Here is a 13,743-nt window from a genome sequence, read left to right on the forward strand (position 1 = left end):
GATGATCTCGAAAATTCTCATTGCCAATCGCGGCGAAATCGCCCTTCGCGTGCTGCGCGCCTGTAAAGAGCTCGGCATCGCGACGGTGGCCGTCCACTCCACGGCCGACAGCGACGCCATGCACGTGCGCCTCGCCGACGAAAGCGTCTGCATCGGTCCTCCGCCGTCGCGCGATAGCTATCTGAACATTCACCAGATCGTCGCCGCCTGCGAAATCACCGGCGCTGATGCCGTGCACCCGGGCTATGGCTTCCTGTCGGAAAACGCCAAGTTCGCCGAAATCCTCGACGCGCACGACATCACCTTCATCGGGCCGACGGCGGAACATATCCGCATCATGGGCGACAAGATCACCGCCAAGAAGACGGCGCAGGAACTTGGCATCCCCGTGGTTCCGGGCTCGGACGGCGAAGTGAGGCCGGAAAATGCGCTCGAAGTCGCGCGCAAGATCGGCTTCCCGGTTCTGATCAAGGCGACTGCTGGCGGCGGCGGCCGCGGCATGAAGGTCGCAAAGACCGAGGCTGACCTCGACGAGGCTGTGTCAACCGCTCGTTCCGAAGCGCTTGCCGCCTTCGGCAATGACGCGGTCTACATGGAGAAGTATCTCGGCAGGCCGCGCCACATCGAAATCCAGATCGTCGGCGACGGCGAAGGCAATGCCATCCATCTCGGCGAGCGTGACTGCTCCTTGCAGCGACGCCACCAGAAGGTCTGGGAAGAGGCAAACTCACCTGCCCTTAACGTCGAACAGCGCATGAAGATCGGCCAGGTTTGCGCCGATGCCATGAAGAAGCTGAAGTACCGCGGTGCAGGCACGATCGAGTTCCTCTACGAGAACGGCGAGTTCTATTTCATCGAAATGAACACCCGCCTTCAGGTAGAGCATCCCATCACCGAAGCAATCACCGGCATTGACCTTGTGCACGAACAGATCCGTGTCGCATCGGGCGGCGGGCTTTCGGTCAAGCAGGAAGACATCGTGTTTTCCGGCCACGCGATCGAGTGCCGCATCAATGCCGAAGATCCGCGTACCTTCGTCCCCTCGCCGGGCACGATCACGCATTTCCACGCACCGGGCGGTCTCGGCGTTCGTGTCGATTCGGGCGCCTATCAGGGCTACCGGATCCCGCCCTATTACGATAGCTTGATCGGCAAGCTTATCGTGCATGGCCGCACACGTGTCGAATGCATGATGCGCCTTCGTCGCGTTCTTGACGAGTTCGTCATCGACGGCATCAAGACGACGCTGCCGCTATTCCAGGACCTGATCAACAATCAGGATATCGCAAACGGCGAATATGACATCCATTGGCTGGAGCACCATCTGGCCATGTCGTCCGAATAGGACCGTGCATTGAAAGGGACGCGCAGCAAGCAACCCGACGTAACACCGGACATGCTGCTGCGCGCCTATTCCATAGGCCTGTTTCCAATGGCCGATTCGGCCGACGATCCGGAGCTTTTCTGGGTCGAGCCGGAAATTCGCGGCGTCATTCCGCTTGATGGCTTTCACGTCTCGCGCAGTCTCGCAAAGACAATCCGCAAGAGCCACTTCGACATCCGCTTCAACACGGCCTTCGAGGCCGTCATGGAAGGCTGCGCCGCGCCGGCGCCCGATCGTCCGACCACCTGGATCAACAACAAGATCCGCAGCCTCTACGCCACGCTTCACTCGATGGGCTACGCACACAGTGTCGAAGCCTGGGAGGACGACGTGCTGGTCGGCGGCCTCTACGGCGTCTCTCTGGGCTCGGCATTCTTCGGCGAAAGCATGTTTTCCCGGCGCACGAATGCCTCCAAGATTTGTCTCGTGCATCTGGTGGAACGCCTGCGCGCCAGGGGCTTTGAACTGCTGGACACCCAGTTCACCACAGAGCATCTCAAATCCTTCGGCGCGATCGATGTGCCAAAGGCCGAGTACGAGATCATGCTCGCCAACGCGATGAACTCGCCTGATCTATCGTTTTGAGCGCATAGCCGATATTGGACATCCCAACGGATAAGTCGTTTCGATTGCGAGCGCGCCCTATTCAGACATCCAGCAAGGAGATGCACGCCTCAGTGAACGCGCTCCTTGCTGCACGCACGAGCCCGCGTGCCGCAGGCGTTTCAGGACAGAGCGAGTGCAGGAAAATCGATGGAGGATATCGGTGCCGCTTTCGATCGCGGCGGGCAAGACAACGCTATTTCTTGGAGGCAGTGTCTGGTGGCGGCAGGTCCGACGTTGCCTTGCAGGACTGCAGCCAGACGTCATAGACCGGGTGCTCGACGGCGTTAAGGCCGGGGCTGTCGGCAAACATCCAGCCGGTGAAGATCCGCCTGATCTTGCGGTCGAGCGTGATCTCGTCGACTTCGACGAAGGTCGTGATCTTCTGGGCTTCGGTGTCGTCCCGGTTATAGCAGACGCGTGGCGTTACCTGCAGGGCGCCGAACTGGACGGTCTCGCCGATATAGACGTCAAACGTCGTGATGCGGCCGGTGATCTTGTCGATGCCGGAAAACACGGCGACGGCGTTGTTTATCCGCGCGGCCTCGGCCGTACCGGTCGCGGAAACCAACGGCAGCGCGGCAAGCGCGGCGACACAGAGCCGGCTCGACATCTGGCCGATTGTTTTCCGCAGATAAGAACCCGCCATTCCCGCCTGTCTCCCGCGCGCTTTTCATTCACCGTTGATGGATATCAGGCGCTAAACATGAAATGTGGCCGCCCCGTGGTCACTGGACCTTTTCACGGGCGGCGCACCTTCTCCGACGACAAGCGTCTCAGGAACCCGGCGTCCAGGCGTCGTAGTCGCCCGTCACGCGCGGGCGTGCTCCAGCACCTGCAATCGAGCCCTGCGGCCGGTAGGCGTTGGCCGTACCGGTCGGGTTCGGGCGATGCGGCTTCTGCCACTCGCGAGCGACGTATTTTTCGTCTGCAGGCGAAATGTCGGTGCGGTGATGCATCCAGCCGTGCCAGCCGGCCGGAATGGCAGAGGCTTCGGCATAACCGTTGTAAATCACCCAGCGGCGCGTACGGCCCTCGGAGTCCTTGCCGCCCTGATAATAGACGTTGCCGAGCTCGTCTTCGCCGACACGTTGACCGTTACGCCAGGTATGAAACCGCGTTCCGATCGTCTGTTGGTTCCACCAGGTGAAAATCTGCAGCAGGAGCTTCATGGATGCCGTCCTCAACCGACCGTTGGGAAGGCGGCCGGATACCAAAACTATGTCCCCGCTTATGCCCCGCCACTCCAGGCTTGTCCAGTGATTCCGAGGCAACCGCGGTCATTTCAACGGCATGTGAAAGCCGAAATGGCTGCGCACAAAACCGAGACGCTCGTAGAAGCGATGCGCAGCCGTTCGCGTCGCATTCGAGGAGAGTTGCACCTTTCCTGCCCCCTCCTCACGTGCACGCTCGATCGCGTGGCGCATCATGCACGCGCCAATGCCGCGGCCGCGCATGTCTTCTCGGGTTTGCACCGCCTCGATCACCAGTCTTGGCTGGCCGCGCCCAGGAAGAGACGTCAACAATGCCGTCTGGAAAGTACCGACCACTTCTTCGCCGAGGCGGGCAACATAAAGCGTCTGAAGCGGCGATGCTTCGATCCGCGCGAAAGCGGCGAGATAGTCAGCGAAAGCCTCAAGCTCGGTCGTATCTCCGTGTCCACCAACCTCGTCGGCGGCAAAGAGCGAGATGATGGCAGGAAGATCCGCTAGTTCGGCCTTGCGGATCTCGAAGTCGGTTGTCGCGTCCATGTGTCCTCTCGAGGCTTGGCAATGAGCGCCAAGCGTCAATCATCACAAGGCTACAGGTTCGTGACAGCGACATTGTTCCGCGCTTTTTTTTTCCACAGAACAAGGCCACGGCCGTAAATCTGCAGCCCAGAGTCAGAAGGAATGGCGCGTCAGACCAGCGGCTTTTCGAGAATGAGTGCCGGAAGTCCCGACTGATCGTCACCGCAATTGCTCGTTTGACCAACTTCAGAGAAGCCGTGCGCCCGATAGAATGCGAGCGCATGGAGGTTCTGCGGCTCGACTTCGACCCGCATGCGTTCGGCATCGGGGAAGCAGGTTTCGAGTTCGGCGAAAATGTCGCGTCCGATGCCCTGCCTCTGGAGTTTCGGCAGAACGTAAAGCTGGTGGAGTACAATGGTCTTCTTCAACGTATCGGACATGGACGCATAGCCCATGCCACCGATGCTTCGACCATTGTCGGCGACGAGGAACTCCGCGTTCTTGCGCTCCAGGCGAGCCTTCAGCGCCGGCAGAGAATGCCAGCGCCCTGTCAGTTCGTTGACCTTCTCGACACCATAGAAGGTGTCATAGGTCGCGTGCCACGTTTCGACCAGCAGCGCGCGAACCTTTTCCAGATCGCGCTCGCTCGCTGTGCGGACGAAGAACATCGCTTATTCCTCGATGCCGAGCTTGGCCTTGACCAGAGCCTGGACGGCCTGCGGATTGGCCTTGCCACCGGTCGACTTCATCACCTGACCGACGAACCAGCCGGCCAGCGACGGCTTTGCCTGCACCTTTGCGACCTGATCCGGGTTGGCGGCGATGATCTCGTCGACTGCCTTCTCGATGGCGCCGGTGTCCGTCACCTGCTTCATGCCGCGCGCTTCGACGATCTCCGCGGGATTTCCGCCTTCGTTCCAGACGATTTCGAAGAGATCCTTGGCGATTTTGCCGGAAATCGTCTCTGCCTTGATGAGATCGATGATGCCGCCGAGCTGAGCGGGGGAAACCGGAGTCTCTTCAATGGCTTTGCCGGCTTTGTTCAAGGCACCGAGCAGGTCGTTGATGACCCAGTTTGCGGCAATCTTGCCGTCACGGCCTTCGGCCACGGCCTCGAAATAATCGGCAATCGACTTTTCGGATACGAGTACCGAGGCGTCATAGACCGACAGGCCCATGTCGCTGACAAAGCGTTCCTTCTTGTCGTCAGGCAGTTCCGGCAGGTCGGCCTTTAGCGCATCGACGAAGGCCTGGTCGAACTCGAGCGGCAGCAGATCCGGATCCGGGAAGTAGCGGTAGTCGTGCGCATCTTCCTTGGAGCGCATCGAGCGCGTCTCGCCCTTGTTCGGGTCAAACAGGCGCGTTTCCTGGTCGATGGAACCACCATCTTCGAGAATGCCGATCTGGCGACGCGCTTCGTACTCGATCGCCTGACCGATGAAGCGGATAGAGTTGACGTTCTTGATTTCGCAGCGCGTGCCGAAGCCTTCACCGGGGCGGCGGACCGAGACGTTGACGTCGGCGCGCATCGAGCCTTCGTCCATGTTGCCGTCGCAGGTGCCGAGATAGCGCACGATCGAACGCAGCTTGGTCATATAGGCCTTGGCCTCGTCGGACGACCGCATGTCGGGCTTGGAGACGATTTCCATCAGCGCGACGCCAGAGCGGTTGAGGTCGACATAGGACATCGACGGATGCTGGTCGTGCATGGACTTGCCCGCGTCCTGCTCGAGATGCAGGCGCTCGATGCCGATCTCGACGTCTTCGAACTGCCCCTGGCGATCGGGCCCGACGGAAATGATGATCTTGCCTTCGCCGACGATCGGATCCTTAAACTGCGAGATCTGATAGCCCTGCGGCAGGTCGGGGTAGAAATAGTTCTTCCGGTCGAAGATCGAGCGGTTGTTGATTGCGGCCTTGAGGCCGAGGCCGGTGCGCACCGCCTGCTTGACGCATTCCTCGTTGATGACGGGCAACATGCCAGGCATGGCCGCATCGACCAGCGACACGTTGGCGTTCGCCGGCTTGCCGAATTCGGTCGACGCACCCGAGAAGAGCTTCGAATTGGAAAGCACCTGGGCATGGACCTCCATGCCGATGATGACTTCCCAGTCGCCGGTGGCGCCAGGAATGAAGCGTTTGGAATCGGGAGTGCGGACGTCGACAATGCTCATATCATGCTCTTCTTTGAAGCCTGAATTCTTGGTTTCTCGGTAGAGCAATTGCCGCAATGGTGCAAGTTGTTAGGCGCGATCAGCCATCCCACGATGACAGGGCGCACGGTTTAACCGCCGCTTAGCGCCTCCCATGGTAAAAGGCGAATATGCCCGTCACCACGGCCACGCTCGTGTGCTTCCTTGTCGCGATCAACGCCACAACCTTCTGTCTCTTTTGGTACGACAAGCATGCGGCGCGATCAGGCTGGCGCCGCATCCGTGAGCGGACATTGCTGTCGTCGGCATTTTTCGGCGGCAGCATAGGTGCGATGGCCGGCCGCCAGATCTTCAGGCACAAGACGCGCAAGGAGCCGTTTCGAACACGGCTCATTCTGATCGGCCTGTTTCAGACGATCGCGGTCATCGCCTGCACATTCGCTGCCGGCGGATATCTTGACGCCTTCGCCGGTCTCTTCTAGGAAGCGTTCGTTCGAATGGAGTTTTGATGTTCTCTTCTTCTGAGTCCCGGTAAGGGCCCTTGCCCGCTTTCTCCCAGAGATTGCGCGCACGGGCCGGAAACGTAACCCCGCTTTTCCCAAGATTTGCGGAACGTTTTTTTGCGTTCTCACGAACGCTATTCCGGAACATTCAGAAATGGATATCTCACGCGCTGAGCAGCGCATTCTTCATCATTTGGCCCAAGGCGGCCGTATCGAAATCATCCGTGACGGCAAGGCGATCAGCGAAATCCGATGCTTCACACGCGACGGATGGGTCTATCCAGGCTTCGACCTCGAGCTCTTCCGCAAACTGAAGCGCAAGAAAGCCATCTCATCATCGGCCGGCAAGCCCTATCGCATCACCGAGCGGGGCCTGCATCTGGTCCGATCGGAACTCAACAATCGCTGATCGGGGAAGCCCATGGAGATGCCGGGCGCATGCTCGGCATCTCGTCCGAGACCTCCAGTGAATTTCGAGAATGTTCGCGGTTCCATCACAAAGAGAAAATCGACAAAGGCATTCTCCGCCAGGCGCCTTCATCCGGCCGACATCGGCAGCGCCGACGATCGCCCCTTCCCTGGCGCAAAGACCTATGCCGGCAAGCACACCCACCTCATCCAGACGAGCATGACGGATCAAAGGCAAAGGACGGCTCTCGTCTCCGCATCACTACAGCGCCGCGCGTCATGCGTGACGCTCGGCGCTGTAACGCTTCAAGGCGGCGTAGCACGCGTGTAGTGCTACGCCCTCAGTGCTTTACCACCACTTGGTGGGCGTGAAACGACCAGCCGCCTGTTCGATCACATGGGCGGTCTTGAAGAGGGTTTCTTCCTCGAACGGCTTGCCGATCAGTTGCAGACCAAGCGGCAGGCCCTTGTGGTCGACGCCGCCGGGAACGGCGATGCCCGGCAGGCCGGCCATGTTGACCGTCACCGTGAAGATGTCGTTCAGGTACATCTTGACCGGATCGGATGCGAGATCCTCGTCGGCGATACCGAAGGCGGAGGACGGCGTGGCGGGCGTCAGGATCGCGTCGACACCGGCGTGGAAGGCCAGTTCAAAGTCGCGCTTGATCAGCGTGCGAACCTTCTGGGCGCGCAGGTAGTAGGCGTCGTAGTAGCCGGCCGAAAGCACATAAGTGCCGATCATGATGCGGCGCTTGACCTCCTGGCCGAAGCCGGCGGCACGGGTCTTTTCGTACATATCAACGATATCCTTACCGTCGACACGCAGGCCGTAGCGGACGCCATCGTAGCGGGCAAGGTTCGAAGACGCTTCGGCCGGAGCGACGATGTAATAGGCCGGCAGCGCATATTTGGTGTGCGGAAGCGTGATGTCGACGATTTCGGCACCGGCGTCCTTGAGCCAGGCGATGCCCTGCTGCCACAGGGCTTCGATCTCTTCCGGCATGCCGTCGACCCGGTACTCCCGGGGAATGCCGATCTTCATGCCCTTGATCGACTGGCCGATCGAGGCTTCGTAGTTCGGCACCGGCAGATCGACGGAGGTCGTGTCCCTGGCATCGACGCTTGCCATCGACTTCAAAAGGATCGCGGCGTCGCGCACATCGCGGGCAATCGGCCCGGCCTGGTCCAGCGACGAAGCGAAGGCGACGACGCCCCAGCGCGAGCAGCGGCCATAGGTCGGCTTGATGCCGACGGTGCCAGTGAATGCAGCCGGCTGACGGATGGAGCCACCGGTGTCGGTTGCTGTCGCGCCGGCGCACAGATGCGCGGCCACCGCAGCGGCCGAACCGCCCGACGATCCGCCCGGGACCAGATCGAGGTTGGAGCCCTTGGCCCGCCAGGGGTTCTTCACGACGCCATAGTAGGACGTCTCGTTGGAGGAGCCCATGGCGAACTCGTCCATGTTGAGCTTGCCGAGCATCACGGCACCGTCGTTCCACAGGTTCTGGGTCACGGTCGATTCGTAACGCGGGGCGAAACCATCGAGAATGTGGCTGCAGGCCTGCGTGTGCACGCCTTCGGTGCCGAAGAGATCCTTGATGCCGAGCGGGATGCCTTCGAGCGCGCCGGCCTTGCCTGCTGCGATGCGCGCATCCGATGCCTTGGCCATTTCGCGCGCCTTGTCGGGCGTGACGGCGATATAGGCATTGATCGCTTCGTTGGCGGAATCGATCGCCGCGATATAGGCGTCGGTCAGTTCAACGGCGGTGATCTCCTTGGCGGCAAGCTTGGTGCGGGCTTCGGCGATCGTAAGGCTGGTGAGTTCGGTCATGATGAAATCGGACTTTCGCAATCAGGGACGTCGGGGCGGCAGGCGGTCGGATTATTCGACGACCTTCGGGACGAGGAAGAAGTTGCGATCGGTATTGGGCGCGTTGGCGACGATATCGTCGGCCTTGCTGCCGTCTGACACGACGTCCAGGCGCTTCTTCATCTCCATCGGCGTCACCGACGTCATGGGCTCGACGCCATCGACATTCACTTCGGAGAGCTGCTCGACAAAACCAAGGATGCCGTTGATTTCGCCCACCATCCGCGTGGCTTCATCTTCACTGACGGCGATGCGGGCGAGGCGCGCAACGCGCTTCACGGTGGCAAGGTCTACGGACATGGTCGTCTCCGGTATCTGGAACTTTCCCCCGCTATAATGGTGCGCGGCGAGGCGCGCAACGGGGGAATCACCCGATCGCTCGCCTGCCGCGGTGCTGACGGCCTTCGCCGTCAGACGCTTACGACGCCGCCGACGGCCGGTGTCGCGACCTTGGTCGAGGCGCTATCCATGCCCACAACGAAGTTTTCCGGCGTCTGGTCGATGATCGGGAAGGATCCGTAGTGGCAGGGAATGGCGGTCGAGAACTTGAAGTAGCGCTGGCAGGCGAGCGCGGCCACGGCGCCCCCCATGGTGAAGCGGTCGCCGATCGGAATAAGGCCGATCTCGGGCTGGTGCAGCTCTTCGATCAGAGCCATGTCCGAGAAGATGTCCGTGTCGCCCATATGGTAGAGCGTCGGTTCGTCCTCGAAATGCAGGACCAGGCCGTTGGCATTGCCGAGCGAATGCGAAACGCCGTCTTCGGTAATCTGCGCCGAAGAATGCAGCGCGTTGACGAAGGTGGCGGAAAAGCCGGAGAGGTGGATGGTGCCGCCGGTATTGCCCGGCTCCATCGCCGAAACGCCCTGGCGACCGAGCCACATGCAGAGATCGAAGTTGGCAACGACCACCGCTCCCGTTTCCTTGGCGATGGCGACGGTGTCGCCAACATGGTCACCATGACCGTGCGTCAGGAGAATATGGGTAAGCCCGGCAGTCACCTCCTTGCGTTCGCTGTCAAGGAAGGCCGGGTTGCCGGTAAAGAAGGGATCGATCAGGATCTTCGACGTTGCCGTTTCGATGTGAAAGGCGGAATGGCCGAGCCATTTGATCTTCATGACGTTCTCCCAGATGATTTGTGCCTTGGAGCAGCTATATGGAACGAGACGAACACCTGCAAAGATCGAATCGGCAAATCAAATGACAATTCTGACCATCGAAGAGCTCGCGAGCCAGCTTCAGCCCAATCAGGCCATCGCTGGCCTCGATCTTGGCACCAAGACGATCGGCCTCTCGGTATCCGACCTTGGACGCCGGATCGCGACACCGCGCGAAGTGATCCGACGCGTCAAGTTCGGCATCGATGCGGTGGCGCTTCTGGCGGCAGCCGAGAAGGAAAGGGTCGCCGCCTTCGTCATCGGCCTGCCGGTTAACATGGACGGCACCGAGGGACCGCGGTGTCAGGCGACCCGTGCTTTCGTGCGAAACATGGTCGAGAAGACGCCCCTGCCCTTCGTTTACTGGGATGAACGGCTTTCGACGGTCGCGGCCGAGCGGGTGTTGATCGAGATGGACGTGTCACGCAAGAAGCGGGCCGAGCGCATCGACTCGGCCGCCGCATCCTTCATTCTTCAAGGCGCGCTCGACAGGCTGGCGTCTCTTGCCAGGGACGGCGCACCAGCCGACTGAACGGCGCCTGCACCGAAACGGCGGCGATACCAGGCAGCAAGCTCGCGACGCTTGCGGAAGGCGACGATGCCGAGAACGATGAAGCTGTCGACAATGATGGCCCGCGCGACGAGCGGTGGAATGCTTTCCGGCGGAATGCCGAGCACGTTGCCATAGATCTGGAAGACCAGGTCATGGGTCTCGCGCGTCAGCATGAAGAAGCCGAAGCTCATGTCGTAATAGGAAAGGCCGTACCAGGCGGCCAAAAGCATGACGGGGCATGCCCACAGGATCAGAAACCACTTCATGCGGCCCCCCTTTCCGATATGCGTCGATAGAACAATGGATAGATCGCGCGATCTGCCAATACCAAGGCAAGCAGCACGATCGCGGGGACCACGATATCGAGCGCCAGTCCGGCGAAAAACATCATCATGATGATCAAAAGACCAGTTCTCACCGAACCGCTCCGTTCCGGATTTCTTTGCGTTGCCCAGCCACTGTCCACGCTCGCCGGCGACCGCGCAATGTAAACCATTCGTTAAGGTTAATTTTCACAGGCTCCTGCCCGGCTGCGGTCAGCGCGGCCTCCCTCCAATGCGCCGTCCGTCAAACCTGATGGGCGAAGGACGCTGCAAAGCTTGAAACTCGCGGCATGATTTCGTCTTAAATCGATTCCGGTTTGACGGATTATGCAGTAACGGTGGGCCCTCTTCCCGCGCAGGCCCTGCCATGATCATCGTCTTTGAAAGTATCCTTCCCATCTTTCTTCTGGTGCTGCTCGGCGCATGGCTGAAACGCACGACGCTCGTCGATCAGAAGCTCTGGTTGGGCTTCGAACAGTTCGGCTATTACATCCTCTTCCCCGCCCTCTTGTTTTCGACGCTGGCCCAGGCCGATTTTTCCGGCATGAAGGCGGACGCCACGGCGATCGCCACGATCGGCAGCGTCAGCCTGATGTCGATCTTCGTCCTTTTCCTCTGGCCGCTGTTTCGCAACAGAGAGGTTTCGGGCGCCTCCTTCACCTCCGTCTTCCAGACGGCGACACGGTGGAACGGATTCATGGCACTGGCGATCGCCCAAAAGCTCTACGGACCGATCGGACTGACGCTGACGGCACTGGTGATGACGCTCGTGATCATCCCGATCAATCTCTACAACGTCGGCGTGCTGGTTTGGTTCGGAGGCGGTAACCGCGATTTCCGGCGTTTCTTTGCCAAGATCGTCACCAATCCGTTAATCGTCGCATCAGTGCTGGGCATACTGTTCAACCTGACCGGCATAACCGTCTACGGGCCGGTGATGACGACCATCGACATGCTTGCGAGCGCCTCGCTCAGCCTCGGGCTGGTGATGGTCGGAGCAGGACTGCGGGTGTCCGACGCGTTGAAGCCGAGCGGGTCGGCGCTGCTGGCCGTCTTCCTGAAGCTGATCGTCATGCCGGTGTTCATGGTGGGCGCCAGCTTCCTGCTCGGCATCCGCGGCGACGCGCTGTGCGTCATCGCGCTCGGCGCGGCCGTGCCCACCGCGATGAACGGCTATCTGCTGGCCAAACAGATGGGCGGCGACGCCGAGCTTTATGCGGCGGTGGCGACGGTCCAGACCGTCGTCTCCTTCTTCACGATACCGCTGGTGCTATCGGTGACCGCTTACGTGGCAGCCGGGTAGAGCAGATCGAGGATGTAGGCCGAATCGAAGCGCGAATCGAGCATGCCGTAAGTCGACCGCCATCCGGCGGCAAGGCGCGATTCGAGAAAGGCATCGGCGATGCGGCCGGCGCCAAGGCGATAGAGTTCGGCGGCAGCGGCAGCCAGCGCCAGTTGCTCGACGAGCATGCGGGCGGCCCCCTCGTCGCGCTCGCAGAGCGACATCGCCGCGCGCAGCACGTCGATGGTCTTGCGCCCCGCAGGCCCGAGATCGCGGCTGAGGACGGCAAACAGTTGCTCGAAAAGATCCTTGCGCTTGAGCAGCACACGCAAGACATCCAGCGCCATGACGTTGCCGGAGCCTTCCCAGATGGCATTGACCGGCGCCTCGCGATAGTGCCGGGCCAGCGCCCGCTCTTCGACATAGCCGTTGCCGCCGAGGCATTCCATCGCTTCATAGATCAGTGCCGGGGCGATCTTGCAGCACCAGTATTTCGCAACCGGCGTCATGATGCGGGCATAGGCGGCCTCTTCGGCACTGCCGTGGGCCTTGTCGAAGGCATCGGCGAGGCGGAACGACAAGGCACTGGCAGCAGCAACGTCGAGCGCCATGTCGGCGAGAACCCGGGTCATCATCGGCTGGCCGACGAGCGGCTTGCCGAAGACCTTGCGGCCACGCGTATGGTGGACGGCCTCGGCGAGCGAGGCCCGCATGATGCCGGCGGACGCCAGCGCGCAATCGAGACGGGTCAGCGTCACCATGTCGAGAATGGTGCGGATGCCGGCATCAGGCGCGCCGAGCACGAAACCGAACGTGTCGGAAAACTCGACTTCGGAGGATGCATTGGAGCGGTTGCCGAGCTTGTCCTTCAGACGTTGGAAGCGCAGGCCGTTGGCGGCACCGTCTTCCAGAAGCCGCGGCACGAGGAAGCAGCCGAGCCCGTCGCGGGTCTGCGCCAGCATGACGAAAGCATCGCTCATCGGCGCCGACATGAACCACTTGTGGCCGTTCAGACGGTAGATGCCCTCGCCCACCCGCTCGGCGGTCGAGGTGTTGGCGCGCACATCGGTACCGCCCTGCTTTTCCGTCATGCCCATGCCGACGGTGACCGCAGACTTCTGCATCCACGGCTTGTTCGACGAATCATATTTACGCGAGAGGATCTTCGGCGCCCATTCCTTCTGTACGGCTGGCGAAGCAGTGATCGCGGCCAGCGAGGCGCTGGTCATCGTCAGCGGGCAAAGATGGCCGCATTCCAGCTGAGCCGTCAGGTAGAAACGGATCGCTCTTGTCTTGTGCGACTGATTGCGTTCGTCAGGCAGGTTTTCCCAGGCGGATGCATGCAGGCCCGAGGTCATGGAGCGGCGCATCAGGGCATGCCAGGCCGGATGGAACTCGACGACATCGAGGCGCTCGCCGCGCGGTCCATGCGTCTTCAGCTTCGGCACGCCTTCGTTGGCCATGCGCGCCAGTTCCTGCGCCTCCGGCGAGGTCACATAACGCCCGAGCGTATCGAACTCGTCGCGCAGGGCCTTCGTCATGCCCGACGTGATGTCCACGATCAGCGGATCGGAACGATAGGCATTGATGCCGGACCAGGGCTTGGGCTGGTTCAGCTCGGCGAGTTTCTGTTCGGTCCGGTTCATCTGATTCATGGGCCGGTTCTAGCGCAAGTTTGCCGACCACGAAACGGGGCCAGGGAAAGATAGGATGCCGCACCCAAGTTTTCCGCGGAAGGGCTCGCGCACCGCTTGCCGTACCGGGGGGCAAGTCTTATAGA

Annotated in this window: 17 protein-coding genes; 6 read left to right on the top strand and 11 right to left on the bottom strand. The window is 61.0% G+C overall.

Annotated elements, in window-relative coordinates:
• Position 1 precedes the first annotated feature (1 nt).
• Together accC and aat are read left to right on the top strand one after the other, a co-directional pair.
• Positions 2 to 1,345: an acetyl-CoA carboxylase biotin carboxylase subunit gene (accC, locus tag BC360_RS09960; RefSeq protein ID WP_065787091.1), complete on the top strand. Its 1,344-nt coding sequence runs from the start codon at positions 2 to 4 to the stop codon at positions 1,343 to 1,345.
• A 9-nt stretch (positions 1,346 to 1,354) separates the two neighbouring features.
• A complete protein-coding gene (gene aat, locus BC360_RS09965; RefSeq protein ID WP_065787092.1) occupies positions 1,355 to 1,969 on the top strand; it encodes a leucyl/phenylalanyl-tRNA--protein transferase in 615 nt (204 codons plus the stop codon).
• A gap of 214 nt (positions 1,970 to 2,183) precedes the next feature.
• Here the strand turns inward: aat and BC360_RS09970 are convergent, their stop codons facing one another.
• The 5 genes from BC360_RS09970 to gatB all read right to left on the bottom strand — a co-directional run bounded on the left by BC360_RS09970 (position 2,184) and on the right by gatB (position 5,891).
• Positions 2,184 to 2,636: a DUF2155 domain-containing protein gene (locus tag BC360_RS09970; protein ID WP_065787093.1), complete on the bottom strand. Its 453-nt coding sequence runs from the start codon at positions 2,634 to 2,636 to the stop codon at positions 2,184 to 2,186.
• A 127-nt stretch (positions 2,637 to 2,763) separates the two neighbouring features.
• Positions 2,764 to 3,159: an NADH:ubiquinone oxidoreductase subunit NDUFA12 gene (locus BC360_RS09975; RefSeq protein ID WP_065787094.1), complete on the bottom strand. Its 396-nt coding sequence runs from the start codon at positions 3,157 to 3,159 to the stop codon at positions 2,764 to 2,766.
• Positions 3,160 to 3,267: 108 nt separating this feature from the next.
• Complete coding sequence (locus tag BC360_RS09980) at positions 3,268 to 3,738, bottom strand: GNAT family N-acetyltransferase (protein ID WP_065795109.1); 471 nt, start codon at positions 3,736 to 3,738, stop codon at positions 3,268 to 3,270.
• A 149-nt stretch (positions 3,739 to 3,887) separates the two neighbouring features.
• Entirely contained in the window at positions 3,888 to 4,385 is a 498-nt protein-coding gene (locus BC360_RS09985; RefSeq protein WP_065795110.1) for a GNAT family N-acetyltransferase, read from the bottom strand.
• Positions 4,386 to 4,388: 3 nt separating this feature from the next.
• The gene (gatB, locus tag BC360_RS09990) at positions 4,389 to 5,891 is read right to left on the bottom strand and encodes an Asp-tRNA(Asn)/Glu-tRNA(Gln) amidotransferase subunit GatB (protein WP_065795111.1); all 1,503 of its coding nucleotides are present in this window, start codon (positions 5,889 to 5,891) and stop codon (positions 4,389 to 4,391) included.
• Between the two features lie 149 nt (positions 5,892 to 6,040).
• Between gatB and BC360_RS09995 the strand changes: the two genes are divergently transcribed.
• Both BC360_RS09995 and BC360_RS10000 read left to right on the top strand, forming a co-directional pair.
• A complete protein-coding gene (locus BC360_RS09995) occupies positions 6,041 to 6,352 on the top strand; it encodes a DUF1294 domain-containing protein (protein ID WP_065795112.1) in 312 nt (103 codons plus the stop codon).
• Between the two features lie 175 nt (positions 6,353 to 6,527).
• Complete coding sequence (locus tag BC360_RS10000) at positions 6,528 to 6,782, top strand: YjhX family toxin (RefSeq protein WP_065795113.1); 255 nt, start codon at positions 6,528 to 6,530, stop codon at positions 6,780 to 6,782.
• Positions 6,783 to 7,130: 348 nt separating this feature from the next.
• Here BC360_RS10000 and gatA read toward each other — a convergent pair whose 3' ends face one another.
• The 3 genes from gatA to BC360_RS10020 form a co-directional block, all read right to left on the bottom strand.
• A complete protein-coding gene (gene gatA / locus BC360_RS10010) occupies positions 7,131 to 8,612 on the bottom strand; it encodes an Asp-tRNA(Asn)/Glu-tRNA(Gln) amidotransferase subunit GatA (RefSeq protein ID WP_065787100.1) in 1,482 nt (493 codons plus the stop codon).
• Positions 8,613 to 8,663: 51 nt separating this feature from the next.
• A complete protein-coding gene (gene gatC, locus BC360_RS10015) occupies positions 8,664 to 8,951 on the bottom strand; it encodes an Asp-tRNA(Asn)/Glu-tRNA(Gln) amidotransferase subunit GatC (protein ID WP_053247080.1) in 288 nt (95 codons plus the stop codon).
• Between the two features lie 110 nt (positions 8,952 to 9,061).
• A complete protein-coding gene (locus BC360_RS10020) occupies positions 9,062 to 9,766 on the bottom strand; it encodes a metal-dependent hydrolase (protein ID WP_065795115.1) in 705 nt (234 codons plus the stop codon).
• Between the two features lie 82 nt (positions 9,767 to 9,848).
• Here BC360_RS10020 and ruvX point away from each other — a divergent pair, with 82 nt between their 5' ends.
• Positions 9,849 to 10,337: a Holliday junction resolvase RuvX gene (ruvX, locus tag BC360_RS10025; RefSeq protein WP_065795116.1), complete on the top strand. Its 489-nt coding sequence runs from the start codon at positions 9,849 to 9,851 to the stop codon at positions 10,335 to 10,337.
• Here ruvX and BC360_RS10030 read toward each other — a convergent pair.
• Positions 10,280 to 10,624 (bottom strand): DUF6105 family protein, encoded by a 345-nt coding sequence (locus BC360_RS10030; protein ID WP_065795117.1) that lies wholly within the window; start codon positions 10,622 to 10,624, stop codon positions 10,280 to 10,282. The genes ruvX and BC360_RS10030 overlap by 58 nt on opposite strands.
• Positions 10,621 to 10,776: a hypothetical protein gene (locus BC360_RS32130; protein ID WP_161491372.1), complete on the bottom strand. Its 156-nt coding sequence runs from the start codon at positions 10,774 to 10,776 to the stop codon at positions 10,621 to 10,623. Before BC360_RS32130 ends, BC360_RS10030 begins: the two co-directional genes overlap by 4 nt.
• A 272-nt stretch (positions 10,777 to 11,048) precedes the next feature.
• Here BC360_RS32130 and BC360_RS10040 point away from each other — a divergent pair, with 272 nt between their 5' ends.
• Positions 11,049 to 11,984 carry an AEC family transporter gene (locus BC360_RS10040; protein WP_065795119.1) on the top strand — a complete coding sequence of 312 codons (936 nt, stop codon included), beginning with the start codon at positions 11,049 to 11,051 and terminating at the stop codon, positions 11,982 to 11,984.
• Here the strand turns inward: BC360_RS10040 and BC360_RS10045 are convergent.
• Entirely contained in the window at positions 11,966 to 13,618 is a 1,653-nt protein-coding gene (locus tag BC360_RS10045) for an acyl-CoA dehydrogenase family protein (RefSeq protein WP_065795120.1), read from the bottom strand. The two genes, BC360_RS10040 and BC360_RS10045, sit on opposite strands and share 19 nt — an antisense overlap.
• Positions 13,619 to 13,743 lie beyond the last annotated feature (125 nt).

Source organism: Ensifer sp. LC163 (assembly GCF_001695855.1).
Taxonomy (GTDB): Bacteria; Pseudomonadota; Alphaproteobacteria; order Rhizobiales; family Rhizobiaceae; genus Ensifer.

What these genes read in the sequence shown, in the direction of transcription:
- BC360_RS10045 (WP_065795120.1), bottom strand. Translation starts at nt 13,618, where the DNA reads ATGAATCAGATGAACCGGACCGAACAGAAACTCGCCGAGCTGAACCAG.
- BC360_RS10040 (WP_065795119.1), top strand. Translation starts at nt 11,049, where the DNA reads ATGATCATCGTCTTTGAAAGTATCCTTCCCATCTTTCTTCTGGTGCTG.
- BC360_RS09970 (WP_065787093.1), bottom strand. Translation starts at nt 2,636, where the DNA reads ATGGCGGGTTCTTATCTGCGGAAAACAATCGGCCAGATGTCGAGCCGG.
- gatB (WP_065795111.1), bottom strand. Translation starts at nt 5,891, where the DNA reads ATGAGCATTGTCGACGTCCGCACTCCCGATTCCAAACGCTTCATTCCT.
- BC360_RS09995 (WP_065795112.1), top strand. Translation starts at nt 6,041, where the DNA reads ATGCCCGTCACCACGGCCACGCTCGTGTGCTTCCTTGTCGCGATCAAC.
- BC360_RS10020 (WP_065795115.1), bottom strand. Translation starts at nt 9,766, where the DNA reads ATGAAGATCAAATGGCTCGGCCATTCCGCCTTTCACATCGAAACGGCA.
- BC360_RS10030 (WP_065795117.1), bottom strand. Translation starts at nt 10,624, where the DNA reads ATGAAGTGGTTTCTGATCCTGTGGGCATGCCCCGTCATGCTTTTGGCC.
- gatA (WP_065787100.1), bottom strand. Translation starts at nt 8,612, where the DNA reads ATGACCGAACTCACCAGCCTTACGATCGCCGAAGCCCGCACCAAGCTT.
- BC360_RS10000 (WP_065795113.1), top strand. Translation starts at nt 6,528, where the DNA reads ATGGATATCTCACGCGCTGAGCAGCGCATTCTTCATCATTTGGCCCAA.
- BC360_RS09980 (WP_065795109.1), bottom strand. Translation starts at nt 3,738, where the DNA reads ATGGACGCGACAACCGACTTCGAGATCCGCAAGGCCGAACTAGCGGAT.
- gatC (WP_053247080.1), bottom strand. Translation starts at nt 8,951, where the DNA reads ATGTCCGTAGACCTTGCCACCGTGAAGCGCGTTGCGCGCCTCGCCCGC.
- ruvX (WP_065795116.1), top strand. Translation starts at nt 9,849, where the DNA reads ATGACAATTCTGACCATCGAAGAGCTCGCGAGCCAGCTTCAGCCCAAT.
- accC (WP_065787091.1), top strand. Translation starts at nt 2, where the DNA reads ATGATCTCGAAAATTCTCATTGCCAATCGCGGCGAAATCGCCCTTCGC.
- BC360_RS09985 (WP_065795110.1), bottom strand. Translation starts at nt 4,385, where the DNA reads ATGTTCTTCGTCCGCACAGCGAGCGAGCGCGATCTGGAAAAGGTTCGC.
- BC360_RS09975 (WP_065787094.1), bottom strand. Translation starts at nt 3,159, where the DNA reads ATGAAGCTCCTGCTGCAGATTTTCACCTGGTGGAACCAACAGACGATC.